This is a genomic window from Azoarcus sp. DN11, assembly GCF_003628555.1.
Taxonomy (GTDB): domain Bacteria; phylum Pseudomonadota; class Gammaproteobacteria; order Burkholderiales; family Rhodocyclaceae; genus Aromatoleum.
The window spans coordinates 2706006-2724579 of the sequence record NZ_CP021731.1 but is presented as its reverse complement, the minus strand read 5'-3'; the positions used below and the strand labels follow the sequence as shown (position 1 = coordinate 2724579).

The following is an 18574-nucleotide window of genomic DNA, read 5'->3' as shown; positions in this document are numbered from 1 at the left end:
AGCGCTTTCCGCCCCCGGGCTGCCCGGCAGCCGAATGATCCAGGGGAGGGCGGGTTTCACGCATGCGACACTTCCTTCAGTGATGCCGGGAGCCTCAGTTGGGCTCGCTGTCGGCCAATTTGCGGACCAGCGCGACCCCGCCTTTCCGGTAGAGGACGTCCACGCCGCTGGCCGGGAGGCGATCGGCGCGGGTGATCGCGAGTTCTCCCGCCTCGGGCGCGCGACCTGGTGTCACGCCCTGCCGATAGACGCTGAAGCTTGGCGCGTAGTAGCGCCAGGCGATGACCGGTTCGCCCATTTCGCGGGCGAGCAGGCCGGCCTCCTTGACGGGTCCCTGCAGCACTGCCCCGGCCCAGGGAACGACGACCCCGGCTAGAACGACGACCTGAATCGCTGCGGCGGCACCGACTTTCATCCACGCGGCGGCATTCCATCGTGCGGCGAGCCACAGCCATGCGAGCAGGCCGCCGATCGTGATCAGGTAATACTCGGGCGTGGCTTCCGCGAGTGCGAGCTGGAGGTGGGCGCGGTAATACGCGCTGCCGGCGTCGCTCGCGGCGAGGGCGTTGAAGATCGCTGGCAGCAACGGGAAGACGGCCAGGAACAGCGTCGGCGCGATCAGGTGCAGTGCGGTGCGCTGCAATTCGTTGCGATGGACCGCAATCAGGAGGAACAGCGGTGTCGATCCGTACAGCACGTAATGCGGCAGCTTGGTGCCGGAGACCGAGAAGAACGCGACGACGAAGATCGCCCAGATCCAGAGGAAACGACGCACGCCGGTCGCGACATCGCCCCGGACGTGGCGGACGGATGCGAGCAGGGGGCCCGTCCACGGCAGCAGCAGCAGCGGCACCGCGATCACGTAGTAGAAGAGGCTGCCGGCATGCCCTTCGAGCGTACCCGTGAAGCGCTCGACGTTGTGCTTGAGGATGAAGCCGTCGATGAAAAGCTGGCCGTGAATCGCCAGCGCCGCCGCGTACCACGGAACGACGATCAGGGCGAGGATGACCAGCCCCGCCGGGTCGAACACGGCGCGCGCCCAGCGTTTCCATTCTCCCCGGCTCGCGCAGTAGAGCAGGCTGACGGTTCCCGGCACGATCAGCGCGATCGGCCCCTTGGTGAGCGCGCCGAGTCCGATCCAGACGAAGCTGCGCAGGAGCGGCGTACGGCGGCCGGATTCGAGATGGCGCCACGCGTCGAAGAGCGCAAGTGCCAGCAGCAGGTTCAGCAGGGCGTCAGCGGTTGCGGCACGGCCGATCGCGAACGGCCCCAGCGCGGTCGATGCCACGGCGAGCGCGGCAAGCGCGGTACTGGAGCCGAAGCGCTCGCGCGCGAAATGCCAGGTCGCGTAGCTCCAGAGGATGCCGGCTACGGCGGAGGGCAGCCGGAACCCCCACTCGGTCGCGCCGAACAGGAGATAGCCCAGTGCCTGTAGCCAGTAGATCAGGATCGGCTTGTCGAAACGGTGCGCACCGTTCAGATAGGTCGACAGGAAATCGCCGCGTTCGAACATCTCCCGCGTCGCCTCGGAGAACGCGCCTTCGTCCACGTCGAAAAGGGGCGCGCCGCCGAGGCGCAGGCAGAACGCCACCAGCGGGAGCAGGAAGATTGCGACGACCTGCCAGGAACGCGGCTGAGGCAGGGGCGCGGCGGAATCGCTCATCGAGCCTCGTTCCGGTGCCACCCGTCGGAGTCGTCGAGCGCGCCCGTCGGACGCGCCAGATAGGCACGCGAGGATCCCGATTCGTAATACACGCGCGCCAGCAGTTCGGCGAGCACGCCGGAGGTGACCATCTGGACGCCTGCAATGACGAGGAAAAATCCGCCGAAGAGCAGCGGGCGGGTGCCGATGTCCTCGCCGTGGAACACCTTCAGCGCGAGCAGGTAGGCGAGGATCACGCTGCCGAGCGCGCCCAGCCCGATTCCGATGCCGCCGAAGAAGTGCCCGGGGCGGGTGCGGTAGCGCATGAAAAAGTAGACGAAGACGAGATCGAGGACCACGCGGAAAGTGCGCGAGATTCCATATTTCGACTGCCCGAAGACGCGCGCATGGTGCGTGACCACTTCCTGGGCGATGCGGCGCGGCGTCGTTACGGTCGCCAGCCACGCGGGGATGAAGCGGTGCATTTCGCCGTAGAGCCGGACGCTCTTGATCGCGCTCGCGCGGAAAACCTTGAGGCTGCAGCCGTAGTCCTTGAGATGCACGCCGGTCATGCGCGCGATCAGGCGGTTCGCGATGCGCGAGGGGACCTTGCGCAGCAGCAGGCCGTCCTGCCGGTCCTTGCGCCATCCCGCGACGAGGTCCAGGTCTTCGGTCAGCAGGCGGTTGACCATGCGCGGGATGTCGATCGGATCATTCTGCAGGTCGCCGTCCATCGTGACGATGACGCTGCCGCGCGCCGCATCCAGGCCCGCCTGCATCGCGGCGGTCTGCTTGAAGTTGCGCATCAGCTCCACGATGCGCACGCGCGGACCGTACTTGTCGGCGCAGCGGGCCAGCTCGGCAGGCGTCGCGTCGGAGCTGCCGTCGTCGACGAGCACGACTTCCCACGGCCACGGGTAGGGCCCGAGCGCGAGATGCACGCGCTCCAGGAGCGGCTCGACGTTTTCCGCCTCGTTGTACATCGGTACGACGACGGAAAGGGTATGTTCGGGCATGTCCGCAGGAATCTGCGGCTCGGCCGGCGGCAAGGGCGATTTGTTCATTCGAATCAGTATTTTCCGGAAAGAGGCGAGCGATCTGCGGGCGTGGCAGCCGGTGGCGCCGGCATGAGCCAGCCCAGGGCGCCGGACACGACCGCGCACGCGATAACGAAAAGGTGAAGGGCGAGGGCGGCTTGGAGGGCGCTCGCGAAGACGATGCCGTGAGGCAGCATGGCCGCTGCAGCGCCGGCTTCATAGGTGCCAAAGCCGGCGACCCCCTGGACCGGAAGGATCGCAGCGAGTTCCGCGCCGAGTGCGCCGGCGGCTCCGACGGCGGCGGCGCTCGGGAGGAGGGCGGCGAGGAGCCAGGCTTGGGTCGCGAGCTTCACGGACCAGTTTGCGAGCGTCCATAGCCAGCCGAAGCGGGCATGCCGCGTCGACTCGGCGAAGGCGTCGCGCAGCTTGGCGAGTTTCGCGGCGGTGCCGCCACGCTCGGCCCACGCATGCGGCGCACGTGCCCAGCGCGGCAGATACCACGCGAACGCGAGCAGCGCGAGAACGCCCGCGCCCCGCAGCAGCAGCGGAAGGCCCGGCCAGACGGCTGCGGCAAGCACGGCGACCACCAGCGCATCCTGCAGGCGAAACCAGAACAGCGACGCCACGGCCCGGCCCAGCGGCGTGCCGAAATTGCGTCCGAGCAGGATCGGAAACGCCGCTTCGCCGCCCCTGAAGGGAACGACGTTCACCATTGCATTGTGAATCAGGACGATGCGCAGGCAGGCGCCGAATCGGCCGCGAGCGTCGCGACGGAATTCGTCGTAGACGCGGCCCGCGCGAAGGAGGTAGCTCACGCCGAAGCCAATCACACCGGCCGCCAGCGCGGGAGCGCTCAAGCGCCCGAACGCGTCGATCAGGCCGACCCATCGCGCATCGCTCGCGAACCACACGAGGAGGGCGAGGCTTGCGGCGATCGCCAGCAGTCGCTTCACGCGCGCACCTCGCGATTGCTCCCGTCCGACGCCGGGGCGAGGCCGATCCGGCGGAGGCTTTGGCGTGAGCAAGGAGACGGGGGCGCAGAGATCATCAGGCGGCGTTGGACAAAACATGTAATTCTACCCGATCTCGGCACGCGCTCCCTGAACGACGCGAGAGGCATTGCCGATGCACGCTGGCCGCCCTCTTGCCACGTACGGAAACTCCCAGCGGGAGCGGGCACGGCCGTCGGGTATAATTACGGTCTTTTCCGTACGCCGGACTTCGTTCGCGTCCTTCCTTACCCTTCGTACCGACTCACATGGCCGAAATCATCAAGCTGCGCGGCGCTGCGGCGCTCTCTTCATCCCGTCTGGAGCGGCTCTCGCGTACCGTTGCCGACGCGCTGCCCAAACTGAAGGGACTCGCAGCCGAGCTCTGGTATTTCATCGAGATCAAGGCGCCGCTGACCGGGATGGAACTGGAGCGCCTGGTCGATCTGCTCGGTGCCGTGCCGACCACCCCGCAAGTCCCGGCAGGCACATTGCTTGTCGTGGTGCCGCGGCTCGGGACGATCTCGCCGTGGTCCTCGAAGGCCACGGACATCGCGCGCCAGTGCGGTTTCGACAAGGTCGTGCGCATCGAGCGCGGCGTCGCCTATTCCCTCGACGTCCGCGGCGGCCTGGACGATCGCCAGTTTGCCGCCGTCCTGCCGGCGCTGCACGACCGCATGACCGAATCGGTGCTGCAGAGCGTCGATGCGGCCGAAGCGCTGTTCCATCACTACGAGCCGAAACCGCTGACGAGCGTCGATATCCTCAGCGGCGGGCGAGATGCGCTCATCGCCGCGAACGGCGAACTGGGCCTCGCGCTGTCGGACGACGAGATCGACTACCTCGTCGACAATTTCACGCGCATGCGGCGCAATCCGACCGACGTCGAACTGATGATGTTCGCGCAGGCGAACTCGGAGCACTGCCGCCACAAGATCTTCAACGCGGACTGGGTCATCGACGCGCGCACGATGGACAAGACCCTGTTCGGCATGATCCGCGAGACGCACAAGACGCATCCCGAAGGGACGGTCGTGGCCTACTCGGACAACGCCTCGGTCATCGAAGGCGCCGTCGTCGACCGCTTTTACGCCGACCCGGACGGGCAGTGGCGCTTCCGCGAGGAGGAAACCCACATCCTCGCGAAGGTCGAGACCCACAACCACCCGACGGCGATTTCGCCGTTCCCGGGCGCCGCGACCGGCGCGGGCGGCGAGATCCGCGACGAAGGGGCAACCGGCCGCGGCTCGAAGCCGAAGGCCGGCCTCGCCGGTTTTTCGGTGTCGAACCTCAACATTCCCGAATTCACGCAACCGTGGGAGAAACCCTACGGCAAGCCGGAACGCATCGCCTCCGCCCTCGACATCATGATCGAAGGCCCGATCGGCGGCGCGGCGTTCAACAACGAGTTCGGCCGGCCCAACCTCGCCGGCTATTTCCGCGCCTTCGAGCAGGAAGTGCAGAACGAGGTGCGCGGCTATCACAAGCCGATCATGATCGCCGGCGGCCTCGGCAGCATCCAGGGCCAGCAGTCGCACAAGATCCAGTTCGCCCCAGGCACGCTGCTGATCCAGCTCGGCGGCCCGGGCATGCTGATCGGCCTCGGCGGCGGTGCGGCGTCGAGCATGGCGACCGGCACGAACACCGCGGACCTCGACTTCGCGTCGGTGCAACGCGGCAACCCGGAGATCCAGCGCCGCTGCCAGGAAGTGATCGACGCGTGCTGGCAGCGCGGCGAGGCGAACCCGATCCTGTCGATCCACGACGTCGGCGCGGGCGGCCTGTCGAACGCGATGCCGGAACTCGCCGACTCGGCCAGCCTCGGCGCGCACTTCGAACTGCGTGAAGTGCACATCGAAGAGCCGGGCATGAGCCCGCGCGAGATCTGGAGCAACGAATCGCAGGAACGTTACGTCCTCGCGATCGCGCCGGAAAGCCTCGCCGAATTCCGTGCCATCTGCGAGCGCGAGCGCTGCCCGTTTGCCGTGCTCGGCACCGCCACGGCCGACGGCCACCTCACCGTGAGCGACCGCCACTTCGACAACAAGCCGGTCGACATGGAGATGCAGGTCCTGCTCGGCAAGCCGCCGAAGATGACGCGCAACGTGTCGCGCCGCGCCGTGCATGTGCCACCCTTCGACGTCACCGACGTGGACCTCAAGGAGGCGTGCCTGCGCGTGCTGCGCCTGCCGACGGTGGCCTCCAAGAACTTTCTCATCACGATCGGCGACCGCTCGGTCGGCGGCATGACCGCGCGCGACCAGATGGTCGGCCCGTGGCAGGTGCCGGTGGCCGACGTCGCGGTCACCGCGATGAGCTTCCACGGCTACAAGGGCGAGGCCTTCGCGATGGGCGAGCGCACACCGGTCGCCTGCCTCGACGCGCCGGCATCCGGCCGCATGGCCGTAGGCGAGGCGATCACCAACCTCGCCGCCGCGGATATCGCGGATCTCGGCAGGGTAAAGCTGTCCGCCAACTGGATGGCTGCCGCCGGACACCGCGGCGAGGATGCGAAGCTCTACGACACCGTGAGCGCCGTGTCGCAGTTCTGCCAGACGGCGGGCATCGCGATCCCGGTCGGCAAGGACTCGCTGTCGATGAAGACCGCATGGCAGGACGAAGGCCAGGACCGTCAGGTCGTCGCGCCGCTGTCGCTCATCGTCACGTCCTTCGCCCCGGTCGAGGACATCCGCCGCACGCTCACGCCGCAGCTGCAGTTCCCCGAGGGCGTCGACACCGAGCTGATGCTGATCGACCTCGGCAACGACCGCAAGCGCCTCGGCGGGTCGGCGCTAGCGCAGGTGTTCGGCTCGGTCGGCGAGCACGCGCCCGACGTCGATCCGACGCAACTGGCGGCCTTCTTCAAGCTGATCCAGCAGTTCCGCCAGGACGGCCTGCTGCTCGCCTACCACGACCGCAGCGACGGCGGCCTCTTCGCGACGCTGTGCGAGATGGCCTTCGCGTCGAAGTGCGGCCTGTCGGTCGTGCTCGACACCGTCTGCTACGACCAGTACATGAACGACGTCGACGGCCTCGACAAGAAGCCCGACACGATCAAGGGTCGCCTCAACGATCGCCTGTTCGGCGGACTGTTCGCCGAGGAGCTGGGCGCGGTGATCCAGATCCGCCGCGACGACCGCGCGCGCGTCACGGCGCCGCTGCGCGAAGCCGGGCTGACCTATCACTTCCTCGGCGAGCCGAACGAGCGCGACGAGATCCGCCTGTGGCGCAATGCCAAGCTGGTGTTCAACGCCCGGCGTGCCGAGCTGCTGCAGACCTGGTCGGAGACCAGCTATCGCATCGCCCGCCTGCGCGACGACGCCGATTGCGCGCGCGAAGAGTTCGAGGCCCTGGCGGACCTCTCCAATCCCGGTCTGAGCGTGGTCACGAGCTTCGACCCGGCGGAAGACATCGTCGCACCGATGATCGCGACCGGGGCGCGGCCCAAGATCGCGATCCTGCGCGAGCAGGGCGTGAACTCGCAGGCCGAGATGGCGGCCGCGTTCGAACGTGCGGGCTTTGCTCCCTTCGACGTGCATATGTCCGACCTGCAGGCCGGCCGCCATCACCTGTCCGACTTCCACGGCCTGGCAGCCTGCGGCGGTTTCTCGTACGGTGACGTCCTCGGCGCAGGGCAGGGTTGGGCCAAGTCGATCCTGTTCAACCCGGGGCTGCGCGAGCAGTTCGAAGCCTTCTTCGGACGCAGCGACACCTTCGCTCTGGGTGTGTGCAACGGCTGCCAGATGATGGCAAACCTCGCCGCGATCGTGCCGGGCGCCGACCACTGGCCGACTTTCCATCGCAACCGCAGCGAGCAGTTCGAGGCGCGCTTCGTGATGGCGGAGATCCCCGAGAACCCGTCGATCCTCTTCGCCGGCATGGCGGGCAGCCGCATGCCCATCGTCGTCAGCCACGGCGAGGGCAGGGCGGTGTTCGCGAAGGACACGGATCGCGGCAGCGTGCTCACCTCTGTGCGCTATGTCGACAACCACGGCAAACCCGCCGCGAGCTACCCGTTCAACCCCAACGGCTCGCCCGACGGTCTCGCCGGCGTGACGACGGCGGACGGCCGCTTCACGATCATGATGCCGCACCCCGAGCGCACCGCCCGTACTATCCAGATGAGCTGGCATCCCGCGACGCTCGGTGAGGATTCGCCGTGGATGCGGATGTTCCGCAACGCACGTCGCTGGCTCGGCTGACCGGCGTCATGCAGCCGACTGCCCAAAAGCGGAACGGAGTGGAAAAATGAAGTCATCTATCGCAGCAGCCCTGTCCCTGCTGATCCTCGCGCTGCCTGCACACGCGGACGTCAAGGTCGAGGCCCCGTGGGTGCGCGCGACCGTGCCGCAGCAGAAAGTCACCGGAGCCTTCATGCGGCTCACGTCGTCACATGACGTAAAACTTGTCGCAGCCGGTTCGCCGGTCGCGGGAACCGTCGAGATCCACGAAATGGCGATGGACAAGGATGTCATGAAGATGCGTCCGGTCGCGGGGGTGGAGCTTCCCGCCGGCCAGACCGTGGAGCTCAAGCCGGGGGCGCATCACATGATGCTGCTCGATCTGCGCAAACCGCTGCATCCGGGCGATAGTGTGCCGCTGGTGCTGACCGTGGAAGGGCGAGACGGCAAGCGCGAGACTGTCGAGGTCACGGCCTCGGTCCGGCCGCTGGGCACGATCGGGGACGCTGTCCATGCACGCTGAACGCGCCCGGCCTGCATCGCCCCCTGAGGCATTTTTGCAGCCGGACGAAAAAAGGGCGGCCGGAGCCGCCCCTTCCTGACCACAGGCTGCCGTACTCGCTGGCAGCAGGCCCGGGCTTACATCCCCTGGTAGATCGGCCCTTCGCCGCCCTGCGGTACGACCCAGTTGATGTTCTGGGTCGGGTCCTTGATGTCGCAGGTCTTGCAGTGCACGCAGTTCTGCGCGTTGATCTGCAGGCGCGGACCGGTCTCCTCGCGCACGATCTCGTACACGCCGGCCGGGCAGTAGCGCTGCTCGGGGGCGTCGTACTTCGCGAGATTCACCGCGATCGGCACCGACGCGTCCTTCAGCTGCAGGTGGCAGGGCTGGTCTTCCTCGTGATTGGTGTTCGACAGGAACACCGACGAGAGCCGGTCGAAGGTCAGCACGCCGTCCGGCTTCGGGTAGTCGATCTTCGGACACTCGGAGGCGAGCTTGAGCTTGTCGTGGTCCGAGCTGTTGTGCAGCGTCCACGGCGCCTTGCCGCCGAACACCTTCTGATCGATGCCGAAGAGCAAGGAGCCCATCCACAGGCCCTTCTTCATGTAGGGCTTGAAGTTGCGCGTCTTGTGCAGCTCTTCGTACAGCCAGCTCGAGCGGAAGGCTTCGGGGAAAGCGGCAAGCTCGTCGCGTTGACGTTCCGCCGTGACCGCGTCGAAGGCGGCCTCGGCGGCAAGCGCGCCGCTCTTGATCGCGGCGTGGCTGCCCTTGATGCGCGCGGCGTTGAGGAAGCCCGCGTCGTCGCCGATCAGTGCACCGCCGGGGAACACCAGTTTCGGCTGGCTCTGCAGGCCGCCCGCGGCGATCGCGCGCGCCCCATAGGCCAGGCGCTTGCCGCCCTCGAGGTACCTGCGGATCTCGGGGTGCGTCTTGTAGCGCTGGAATTCCTCGAAGGGCGACAGATGCGGGTTGGTGTAGTTGAGGCCGACCACGTAGCCGATCGAGACGAGGTTGTCCTCGAGGTGATAGACGAATCCGCCGCCGTAGGTGTCCGACGGCAGCGGCCAGCCGGTCGTATGCACGACGAGGCCTTTCTCGTGGCGTTCGGCGGGCACCTCCCACAGTTCCTTCAGGCCGATGCCGTAGGTCTGCGGATCGACGCCGTCGCGCAGATTGAATTTCGCTTCGAGCTGCTTGCCCAGGTGGCCGCGGCAGCCTTCGGCGAACAGCGTGTATTTCGCGTGCAGCTCCATGCCCGGCTGGAAGGCTGGGCCCTGTTCGCCTTCGCGCGTCACGCCCATGTCGCCGGTCGCCACGCCCTTCACGGCGCCCGTCTCGTCATACAGGATCTCGGCGCCGGCGAAACCCGGATAGACCTCGACGCCCAGCGCTTCGGCCTGCTCGCCGAGCCACTTGGCGAGGTTGCCCAGGCGCACGATATAGTTGCCGTGGTTCAGGAAACAGTCCGGCAGCAGGCCGTTGGGCACCTTGCGCCCGCCGGTTTCGTTCAGGAAGATCACGCGGTCTTCGGTGACTTCCGTATTCAGCGGCGCGCCCTGTTCCTTCCAGTCGGGGAACAGTTCGTTGAGCGCGCGCGGGTCCATGACCGCGCCGGAGAGGATGTGCGCGCCGATCTCGGCGGCCTTCTCGATCAGGCAGACCGAGACGTCGCTGCCTTTTTCCGCGGCCAACTGTTTCAACCTGATCGCCGCCGCCAGGCCCGCAGGGCCGCCGCCGACGATCAGGACGTCGAATTCCATCGATTCGCGTTCCATTCAGTTCTCCATTTGAATACGCGCATTTGGTTTTGTTTGGGCGGGCTGCAGTTTAATACATGCACGCCTCGGCATGCCCATACCAATAGATTGCCCCGGCCATGTCAAACATACGGTACCGTATGTTACAGTGCCTTGTCGAGCCAAACCAAGAGGAAGCGATCGAATGGAGCAGGAGCGCAAGCTGGTTCATACCACCCGTATCCCGGTGCGCTGGGGCGACATGGACTACTACGGCCACGTGAACAACACGGTGTACTTCCGCTTTTGCGAACAGGCTCGCGTCGAATGGATCGAGACGCTCGGCTTCGCGGTGGATCCCAACCGGGGCGAGGGTCCGGTCGTGATCAACGCCAGTTGTACCTTTCTGCTCCCGGTCAATTACCCGGCGACGGTCATCGTCAAGGTCTATGCCGGCATGCCGGGCCGCAGCAGTGTCATGACCTGGTACGAGATCTTCGTCGAGGGCGACGAGCGCCTGTATGCCGAAGGCGCCTCGAAAGTCGTGTGGACGGACGTGGCGACCAACAAGTCCGTCCCCATTCCGGATGGACTTCGCGGCATGCTCTGATCGATCATTGTTGCGTCATTGCCGCCGGATCGTGCCCCGCACGCCGGAACATCCCATCGGAGCCCGAATATGCTGATGAACCGCGAAAAGTCCGTCCTCCTGATCGTCGACGTCCAGGAGCGTCTCGCACCGGCGATCGACGACGGCGACGCGGTCGTGCGCAACTGTGCCTGGTTGGCCGGCGTGGCGGGCCGGATGGGGGTGCCCGTCGTGGTGACCGAGCACTTCCCGGAAAAGATCGGCAGCACGGTGGCGGAAGTGAAGGCCGCGGCGGTCGCTGTCGGGGCGCAGTTCGTCACGAAGGAGTTTTTCTCCGCCGAAGCCGACGGCTGCCTGAAGGGCACCGCCATCGACGACCGCCGGCAGATCATCGTCTGCGGCACCGAGTCCCATGTCTGCGTCCAGCAGACCGCGCTGGGCTTGCGCTGGGCCGGACACGATGTGTTCGTCGTCGCGGACGCTGCCGGCTCGCGTCGGGCCAGCGACCGCGAACTCGCACTCGCGCGCATGCGTGGCCACGGGATCGAGATCGTGTCGCGCGAAATGGTCGCGTTCGAATGGCTGAAGCGCGGCGGTACGGATCTTTTCCGCGAAGTGAATCGCGACTTCATCCGCTGACCGTGCGCGGGAAAAGCGGCACGGATTCGCCCGTCGTGCGCCATTGGCGTGGCACGCTGCACCACGTGTCCAGATAGCACGCGGCCTTGTCGCTGGGACCGTGGACGAGACTGCGCGCCGGGACGCCGAACGCGTGCGCAACGATCCAGCCGTGCAGGCTCGTCCCGACGTAGGTGCTCGCTCCGGCGAGCAGGGCGCAGATGTCGAGCACGTGGGCAGATTCGAACAGCGCGACGGGCACCCTGGCTGCCAGGCGATCGGCCAGTCGCCCGAGCGTTTCGAGGTCGTCGTGCCACGGCGCAAGTCCGGCCCGGAACAGCACGATGCCGCTTCCGCGTGCCTCGGCTTCGGCACGCAGTAACTGCGCAACGCCTTCGAGCGTCGCATCGTCTCCCCATTCCGCCGCAAGCTGGACGGCCATCCACGACTGCATGCGTCCTTGGAGCGACGCGACTTCGCCCTGTCGTGCGCGTTGCCGGATCAGGTCGCCGAGCAGAGCCGGGGTCTTGATGGCCGGGTCGGGCGCGAGGTCGGCATCGAGCCCGGCGCGGCGAAGGGCTTCGAAGGTGCTGCGGTCGCGAACGGCGAGCGTCGTCGCGCCCGCGAGGGCACGCAGCACTTCATGCCTGTCCGCTGCCTGGAGCGCATCGAACGCCACGCCGCCGACACCGCGAAAGTGCGTGCGCCAGGCGCGGGGCAGATCGTCCTTCGCAACGACGTAGGGGATGCGGCGGGCGGTGCCGAGGCATGCGGCCGCCCACTCGTCGCGCGCGGTATCGGAGTAGTCGTGGACGGCCAGTATGCGCGGGACGTCCTCGGCGCGCTGCAGCATGACCGACGCTTCCCACGCGGTGGTGGTCAGCACTTCGCCCCCCACATGCACGAAGTCCGCCTCGTCGTTGCCGTAGCGCTCGATGGCGGCGGCGAGCGGCACGGTGCGAAAACCCCCGAATTCGCTCAGGTCGCGCGCGACAAGGCCGGCGAACACGCACCCCGCGGAGCCGCCCGCTGCGGCACATCGGGCAAGCAGGAGATCGCCGAAGTTGTGGCGATCGAAGGCGCCGAAAAGGATTACGCGACGCCCTTCAGCGGGCGCTTCGCACCGGATCGCGTCAGTCATGCGCCTAGCATGGCACCGTTCCCCGGTCGGGGAAAGGGCGGGTCCCGCACATCGCTTCCGGCCCGCAGGGCACTTCGGTTATCATCGCGCTTTCCCGCAGCAACGTTCCCATGACCAAATACGTCTTCGTTACCGGCGGTGTCGTGTCCTCCCTGGGCAAAGGCATCGCAGCGGCCTCGCTGGGGGCCATTCTCGAATCCCGCGGCATCAAGGTTACCCACCTCAAGCTGGATCCGTACATCAACGTCGATCCGGGCACGATGAGTCCGTTCCAGCACGGTGAAGTCTTCGTCACCGAAGACGGCGCGGAAACCGATCTCGACCTCGGGCACTACGAGCGCTTCACCAGCGCGCGCATGAGCAAGCGCAACAACTTCACCACTGGCCAGATCTACGAGTCGGTGATCAAGAAGGAGCGCCGCGGCGAATACCTCGGCAAGACAGTGCAGGTCATCCCGCACATCACCGACGAGATCAAGCAGTACATCAAGCGCGGCGCCGAAGGCGCGGATGTCGCGATCGTCGAGGTCGGCGGCACGGTCGGCGACATCGAGTCGCTGCCTTTCCTGGAAGCCATCCGCCAGATGGGGATCGAAGAGGGCCGCGCCGGCACCTGTTTCATCCACCTGACACTGGTTCCCTACATCCCTACCGCGGGCGAACTGAAGACCAAGCCGACGCAGCATTCGGTGAAGGAACTGCGCGAGATCGGCATCCAGCCCGACATCCTGCTGTGCCGCGCCGACCGCTCGATCCCGGCCGACGAGCGGCGCAAGATCGCGCTGTTCTGCAACGTGATGCCCGAAGCGGTCATCGAGTGTCTCGACGCGAACTCGATCTACAAGATCCCCGGGCAGCTGCACGACCAGATGCTCGACGAGATCGTCTGCCACAAGCTCAACATCCTCGCGCGCGCGGCCGACCTGAGCGTCTGGGACAGGCTTGTCCATGCGCTCGAGAACCCGAAGCAGGCGATCGACGTCGCCTTCGTCGGCAAGTACGTTGACCTCACCGAATCCTACAAGTCGCTCATCGAGGCGCTCAACCACGCGGGGATGCACACCGAGAGCAAGGTGAACATCCATTATTTCGACTCGGAGGAAATCGAGCGCGAAGGCTGCAAGCCCCTCGAGAAGATGGATGCCATCCTCGTGCCCGGCGGTTTCGGCAAGCGCGGTACAGAAGGCAAGATCGCCGCAATCCGCTACGCACGCGAGAACAAGGTTCCGTATCTCGGCATCTGCCTCGGCATGCAGCTCGCGGTGGTCGAATTCGCCCGTGACGTCGCCGGCATGCCCGGCGCGCATTCGACCGAGTTCGAGCGCGACACGGCGCATCCGGTGATCGGCCTGATCACCGAATGGCAGGACCGCAGCGGCAAGGTCGAGAAACGCACCGAATCGTCCGACCTCGGCGGCACGATGCGCCTCGGCGCCCAGCTGTGCCACCTCACCGACGGCTCGCTCGCGCGCGAGGTCTACGGCTCGGCCGACGTCGTCGAGCGCCACCGCCACCGCTACGAAGTGAACAACAAGCTGCTCTCGCAGCTCGAGGAGAAGGGGCTGGTCGTCTCCGGCCGCGCGCCCGGCACCGATCTGTGCGAGATGATCGAACTGCCGGCGGACGTGCACCCGTGGTTCGTCGGCTGCCAGTTCCATCCCGAATTCACTTCCAACCCGCGCAAGGGCCACCCGCTGTTCACCGCCTACGTGAAGGCAGCGCTGGCGCGCAAGGTGGCCGCCGCCGCGGCCTGAGGGAGTTGCGAATGAAACTCTGCGGATTCGAGGCCGGGCTCGACAAGCCTTTCTTCCTGATCGCCGGGCCTTGCGTGATCGAATCGCGTGAAATGGCCTTCGAAACGGCCGGCGCACTGAAGGAAATCTGCGCCGAGCTGGCGATCCCGTTCATCTACAAGTCCTCCTACGACAAGGCCAACCGCAGCTCGGGCAAGTCCTACCGCGGCATGGGCATGGAGAAGGGGCTCGAGATCCTCGCCGACGTGCGCAAGCAGCTCGGTGTGCCCGTGCTCACCGACGTGCATGCGATCGAGGAAATCCCGGCCGTGGCCGCCGTCGTCGATGTCCTGCAGACGCCGGCCTTCTTGTGCCGCCAGACCGACTTCATCCATGCGGTCGCAGCCAGCGGCAAGCCGGTGAACATCAAGAAGGGTCAGTTCCTCGCGCCGGGCGACATGAAGAACGTCGTCGACAAGGCACGCGAAGCCAACGGCGGCGCCGACTCCATCATGGTGTGCGAACGCGGCGCATCGTTCGGTTACAACAATCTCGTGTCGGACATGCGCAGCCTTGCGATCATGCGCGAAACCGGATGCCCGGTCGTGTTCGATGCGACGCATTCGGTGCAGCTTCCGGGCGGGCAGGGCACGGCCTCGGGCGGTCAGCGCGAATTCGTGCCGGTGCTCGCGCGGGCGGCGGTGGCCGTCGGCGTGGCGGGTTTGTTCATGGAGACCCATCCCGATCCGGCAAAGGCCCTGTCCGACGGGCCGAACGCCTGGCCGCTGCCGAAGATGAAGGCGCTGCTGGCGACGCTGAAGGATATCGACAAGCTCGTGAAGAGCCACGGTTTCACGGAATTGGCGGGCTGAGGCGGCCCGCGTTTCGATCTACCCATTTTTGACCCCTGGAAGGACAGGAAAACCCATGAGTGCAATCGTTGATGTCATTGCGCGCGAAATTCTCGACTCGCGTGGCAATCCGACCGTCGAAGCGGACGTTCTGCTCGAATCCGGCGTGATGGGCCGTGCCGCGGTGCCGTCCGGCGCCTCGACCGGCTCGCGCGAAGCGATCGAACTGCGCGACGGCGATGCCGCGCGCTACCTGGGCAAGGGCGTGCTGCGCGCGGTCGAGAACGTCAACACCGAAATCTCGGAATCGATCATCGGCCTCGACGCCGAGGAGCAGGCCTTCATCGATCGCACCCTGATCGAGCTCGACGGCACCGAGAACAAGTCGCGCCTGGGCGCCAACGCGATGCTGGCCGTGTCGATGGCCGTCGCGAAGGCCGCGGCCGAAGAGGCCGGCCTGCCCCTGTACCGCTACTTCGGCGGATCGGGCCCGATGGCCATGCCGGTGCCGATGATGAACGTCATCAACGGCGGCGCGCACGCCAACAACAGCCTGGACATCCAGGAATGCATGATCATGCCCGTCGGCGTGACCAGCTTCCGCGAGGCGCTGCGTTGCGGTGCCGAGATCTTCCATCACCTGAAGAAGCTCACCGACAAGAAGGGCTACCCGACGACCGTGGGCGACGAGGGCGGTTTCGCGCCGAACGTCAGCGGCACCGAGGAAGCGCTTAACATGATCCAGGACGCGATCGCCGCCGCCGGCTACGAGCCGGGCCGCGACGTGGTGCTGGCGCTCGACTGCGCGGCGTCCGAGTTCTACAAGGACGGCAAGTACGTGCTGGCCGGCGAAGGCCTGACGCTGACTTCCGAAGGCTTCGCCGACTACCTCGCGACGCTCGCGGACCGCTTCCCGATCGTGTCGATCGAGGACGGCATGGCCGAGAACGACTGGGCCGGCTGGAAGACGCTGACCGACAAGCTCGGCCGCAAGATCCAGCTCGTCGGCGACGACCTCTTCGTCACCAACACGAAGATCCTGGAGCAGGGTATCGACCAGGGCGTCGCCAACTCGATCCTCATCAAGATCAACCAGATCGGCACGCTGTCGGAAACCTTCGCAGCGGTCGAAATGGCCAAGCGCGCGGGCTACACCGCCGTGATCTCGCACCGCTCGGGCGAAACCGAAGATTCGACGATCGCCGACATCGCCGTGGGCCTCAACGCGATGCAGATCAAGACCGGTTCGCTGTCGCGTTCGGATCGCATCTCGAAGTACAACCAGCTGTTGCGCATCGAGGAAGACCTGGGCGATACCGTCAGCTATCCGGGCCGTCGCGCCTTCTACAACCTGCGCGTGCGCTAAACTCTACGCACCACGGGACGGCCTGCGAGGGCCGTCCGCACAAGTACGACACGAAAGGCCGGCGAACCATTCGCCGGCCTTCTTTTGGTTAAGGCAAGGTTGGTTGCGTATGCGTTGGCCCCTGGTCATCCTCGTCCTGCTGGTGGCAGCACTGCAGTACCCGCTCTGGCTGGGCAAGGGCGGCTGGCTGCGTGTATGGGATGTCGACCGCCAATTGCAGGAACAGCGCGAAAAGAACCGCACGCTGGAACAGCGCAACGCCGGTCTCGAAGCCGAAGTGCGTGATCTCAAGTCGGGCAACGAGGCGATCGAAGAGCGCGCACGCTTCGAACTCGGGCTGACCAAGCCCGGTGAGGTTTTCGTCCACACCCCACAGAACTCTTCGCAGCAAAAGCAGTGAGGGTCGTCGGCTGCGCTGCGTGATTTGCTGGCGCCGTCCGCCTCAGGTTTCGGCAGCGAGGGTCCGGGCGCCGTCGAATCTGGATTTGAAGTAGGGGCTGTCGAGCCTTTCGACGCGGACACGCCCGCGGCTCGAAGGCGCATGCACGAACTTGCCGTCGCCCATGTAGATCCCCATGTGCGAGTACGGCCGGTTCATCGTATTGAAGAACACCAGATCGCCGGGCTGCAGCGCCGTGAGGCTGATCGGCCGGGTCTGGCCCGCGATCTGCGCGGCATTGTGGGGGAGCTTGCGTCCGGATACCTGCTCGACGATGAAGGAAACCATGCCGCTGCAATCGAGACCGGCTTCCGGGTTCCGCCCCCCGAAACGATATCCGGTGTCGAGCAGCCCCAGCGCGTAAATGACCAGTTCGCGCGAATATTCGGGATCTTCGATAAAGAAGTAATCGGCGGCGGCGCGCCCTGTCGATGACGGCGGTATCGACGGGATGTCCGGCCGCTGGGGCGGAACGCTGCCGCATGCGGCGACGAGTGCCGCGACGGCGAACCCCGCCAGACCCTGAAGCAGCTTGCGGACAGTCATCGGGCTCCCTCGTTCTTTATCCCGCAACGATAGGAAAATTGCCACGACATGTCCAGCGCCCCGGCCCGCGACCCGGCGCCGGGTGCGCCGTGATCAAAGAGACGGCCTGGGCATGGGGCTGCAGGTGCTCTCCGGCAGCCCCGGCCGTTCGAGCATTGCCCGGTTGCCGTTCACGGTGAAGACCGTGTATCCGTCCGTGTATCTCTCGCCGCTGCTCACCTGTTTCCCGGCGAGGGCGAAGACCCCTGCGCCGGTTCGCAGGCGGACGTGCGCATCGAAGTACTCGACGGTGAATTGCTCGCCGCCGGCACAGGCATAGCTGACGACATGCGAGCCATCGCGGGTCCAGGCCGTGCCAGCGAGTGAAATGGCACCGATGAGCAGTGCGGAGAGGGCTGCGAATTGGCGATTCAGGTGCATGAGGTTTCTTCAGTGTCGAGCGGCGTCGCCGTTGGCGTGCCGCGTTAATCCGTCAGTTCGATGGTTCCGCTGACCGTGACGACGATGTCCGTTTCTCCGGCTTGGACGGGTAGCGGTAACGCGTCGGCGGTGAACGTGGCTGCACGTGCGGTCGGAAAGACGGGGCGAGGGTCGCCGCCATAGGCGACGGCGAGGTGACGGAGGCGCCAGGACTTGTTGAGCGTGGCGGCGATGTTGCGGGCGCGCTCCTGGAAAGCGCGGATCGCATCGGCGGCGGCCAGGTCGGCCGTGCTCTTGCGCGTCTCGGGCGAGGGCTGCATCGTCAGGCTCGACAGCGCGAGCGTCCCCTGGAGCTTGCCGACCAGTTCGGTCATGGCGGGAAGGTCACGGCCTTCGAGCCGGATTTCCGAGCGCATGCGCCAGCCCTCGATCCGTCGTCCTTCCTTGCCATAGAGGGGGAAGGTGCTGGTGCCCGCGGATTTCGCCTTCACGCTCGCATACCCCTTTGCCTGCTCGATGGCCGCGGCAATCACCGAGTTCACCTGCCGTGCAAGGGGCGCGGGATTTTTGTCGTCCGCCTGAAAATACAGCGTCGCGGTGGCAAGGTCGTTCGGGGCTGCCCGGTTCGCATCGGCCGAAAGCTCTGCCGTCGTCGCCCCACTGCCGGTCTTTTCCTCGGCTGCGTGGCTCCAGGCGGGGACAAGCAGCGGCAGCAGGAAGATCAGGAAGCAGCGTCGGAGCATATTCCGTGTGGAAGACCTCAAGGCGCGAAGTGTAACGCTCC

At 66.3% G+C, this 18574-nt stretch carries 16 protein-coding genes; 8 read left to right on the top strand and 8 right to left on the bottom strand.

Going from position 1 to position 18574, the window contains the following annotated elements:
- Positions 1 to 94: 94 nt before the first annotated feature.
- Genes CDA09_RS12480 through CDA09_RS12470 form a run of 3 tightly spaced genes read right to left on the bottom strand, consistent with a single transcriptional unit; the run spans position 95 to position 3632 of the window.
- Complete coding sequence (locus CDA09_RS12480; protein WP_121428997.1) at positions 95 to 1663, bottom strand: ArnT family glycosyltransferase; 1569 nt, start codon at positions 1661 to 1663, stop codon at positions 95 to 97.
- A complete protein-coding gene (locus CDA09_RS12475) occupies positions 1660 to 2706 on the bottom strand; it encodes a glycosyltransferase family 2 protein (RefSeq protein ID WP_121428996.1) in 1047 nt (348 codons plus the stop codon). Before CDA09_RS12475 ends, CDA09_RS12480 begins: the two co-directional genes overlap by 4 nt.
- Before the next feature lie 5 nt (positions 2707 to 2711).
- Complete coding sequence (locus CDA09_RS12470) at positions 2712 to 3632, bottom strand: lysylphosphatidylglycerol synthase domain-containing protein (protein WP_121428995.1); 921 nt, start codon at positions 3630 to 3632, stop codon at positions 2712 to 2714.
- Between the two features lie 305 nt (positions 3633 to 3937).
- Here CDA09_RS12470 and purL point away from each other — a divergent pair, with 305 nt between their 5' ends.
- Complete coding sequence (purL, locus tag CDA09_RS12465) at positions 3938 to 7870, top strand: phosphoribosylformylglycinamidine synthase (RefSeq protein WP_121428994.1); 3933 nt, start codon at positions 3938 to 3940, stop codon at positions 7868 to 7870.
- A 46-nt stretch (positions 7871 to 7916) separates the two neighbouring features.
- A complete protein-coding gene (locus CDA09_RS12460; protein WP_121428993.1) occupies positions 7917 to 8372 on the top strand; it encodes a copper chaperone PCu(A)C in 456 nt (151 codons plus the stop codon).
- A gap of 116 nt (positions 8373 to 8488) precedes the next feature.
- Here CDA09_RS12460 and CDA09_RS12455 read toward each other — a convergent pair whose 3' ends face one another.
- On the bottom strand, positions 8489 to 10126 hold the full coding sequence (locus CDA09_RS12455; protein ID WP_121428992.1) for an electron transfer flavoprotein-ubiquinone oxidoreductase: 1638 nt from the start codon (positions 10124 to 10126) through the stop codon (positions 8489 to 8491).
- Positions 10127 to 10292: 166 nt separating this feature from the next.
- Between CDA09_RS12455 and CDA09_RS12450 the strand changes: the two genes are divergently transcribed.
- Both CDA09_RS12450 and CDA09_RS12445 read left to right on the top strand, forming a co-directional pair.
- The gene (locus CDA09_RS12450; RefSeq protein WP_121428991.1) at positions 10293 to 10697 is read left to right on the top strand and encodes an acyl-CoA thioesterase; all 405 of its coding nucleotides are present in this window, start codon (positions 10293 to 10295) and stop codon (positions 10695 to 10697) included.
- A gap of 69 nt (positions 10698 to 10766) precedes the next feature.
- The gene (locus tag CDA09_RS12445; protein WP_121428990.1) at positions 10767 to 11315 is read left to right on the top strand and encodes an isochorismatase family protein; all 549 of its coding nucleotides are present in this window, start codon (positions 10767 to 10769) and stop codon (positions 11313 to 11315) included.
- Here CDA09_RS12445 and CDA09_RS12440 read toward each other — a convergent pair.
- Entirely contained in the window at positions 11305 to 12435 is a 1131-nt protein-coding gene (locus tag CDA09_RS12440) for a polysaccharide pyruvyl transferase family protein (protein ID WP_121428989.1), read from the bottom strand. The two genes, CDA09_RS12445 and CDA09_RS12440, sit on opposite strands and share 11 nt — an antisense overlap.
- Positions 12436 to 12545: 110 nt before the next feature.
- On the opposite strand from CDA09_RS12440, the gene pyrG reads away from it, so the two are divergent.
- The 4 genes from pyrG (at position 12546) to ftsB (ending at position 16785) form a co-directional block, all read left to right on the top strand.
- A complete protein-coding gene (gene pyrG, locus CDA09_RS12435; protein ID WP_121428988.1) occupies positions 12546 to 14189 on the top strand; it encodes a CTP synthase in 1644 nt (547 codons plus the stop codon).
- Between the two features lie 11 nt (positions 14190 to 14200).
- The gene (gene kdsA, locus CDA09_RS12430) at positions 14201 to 15040 is read left to right on the top strand and encodes a 3-deoxy-8-phosphooctulonate synthase (protein WP_121428987.1); all 840 of its coding nucleotides are present in this window, start codon (positions 14201 to 14203) and stop codon (positions 15038 to 15040) included.
- A 55-nt stretch (positions 15041 to 15095) separates the two neighbouring features.
- On the top strand, positions 15096 to 16385 hold the full coding sequence (gene eno / locus CDA09_RS12425) for a phosphopyruvate hydratase (protein ID WP_121428986.1): 1290 nt from the start codon (positions 15096 to 15098) through the stop codon (positions 16383 to 16385).
- A 109-nt stretch (positions 16386 to 16494) separates the two neighbouring features.
- Positions 16495 to 16785 carry a cell division protein FtsB gene (ftsB, locus tag CDA09_RS12420; RefSeq protein ID WP_121428985.1) on the top strand — a complete coding sequence of 97 codons (291 nt, stop codon included), beginning with the start codon at positions 16495 to 16497 and terminating at the stop codon, positions 16783 to 16785.
- A 42-nt stretch (positions 16786 to 16827) separates the two neighbouring features.
- Here ftsB and CDA09_RS12415 read toward each other — a convergent pair whose 3' ends face one another.
- The 3 genes from CDA09_RS12415 to CDA09_RS12405 form a co-directional block, all read right to left on the bottom strand.
- The gene (locus tag CDA09_RS12415; RefSeq protein ID WP_121428984.1) at positions 16828 to 17370 is read right to left on the bottom strand and encodes a C40 family peptidase; all 543 of its coding nucleotides are present in this window, start codon (positions 17368 to 17370) and stop codon (positions 16828 to 16830) included.
- Positions 17371 to 17463: 93 nt separating this feature from the next.
- A complete protein-coding gene (locus CDA09_RS12410; RefSeq protein WP_121428983.1) occupies positions 17464 to 17790 on the bottom strand; it encodes an MliC family protein in 327 nt (108 codons plus the stop codon).
- 44 nt (positions 17791 to 17834) lie between these two features.
- Positions 17835 to 18533 (bottom strand): SIMPL domain-containing protein, encoded by a 699-nt coding sequence (locus CDA09_RS12405; protein WP_121428982.1) that lies wholly within the window; start codon positions 18531 to 18533, stop codon positions 17835 to 17837.
- Positions 18534 to 18574 lie beyond the last annotated feature (41 nt).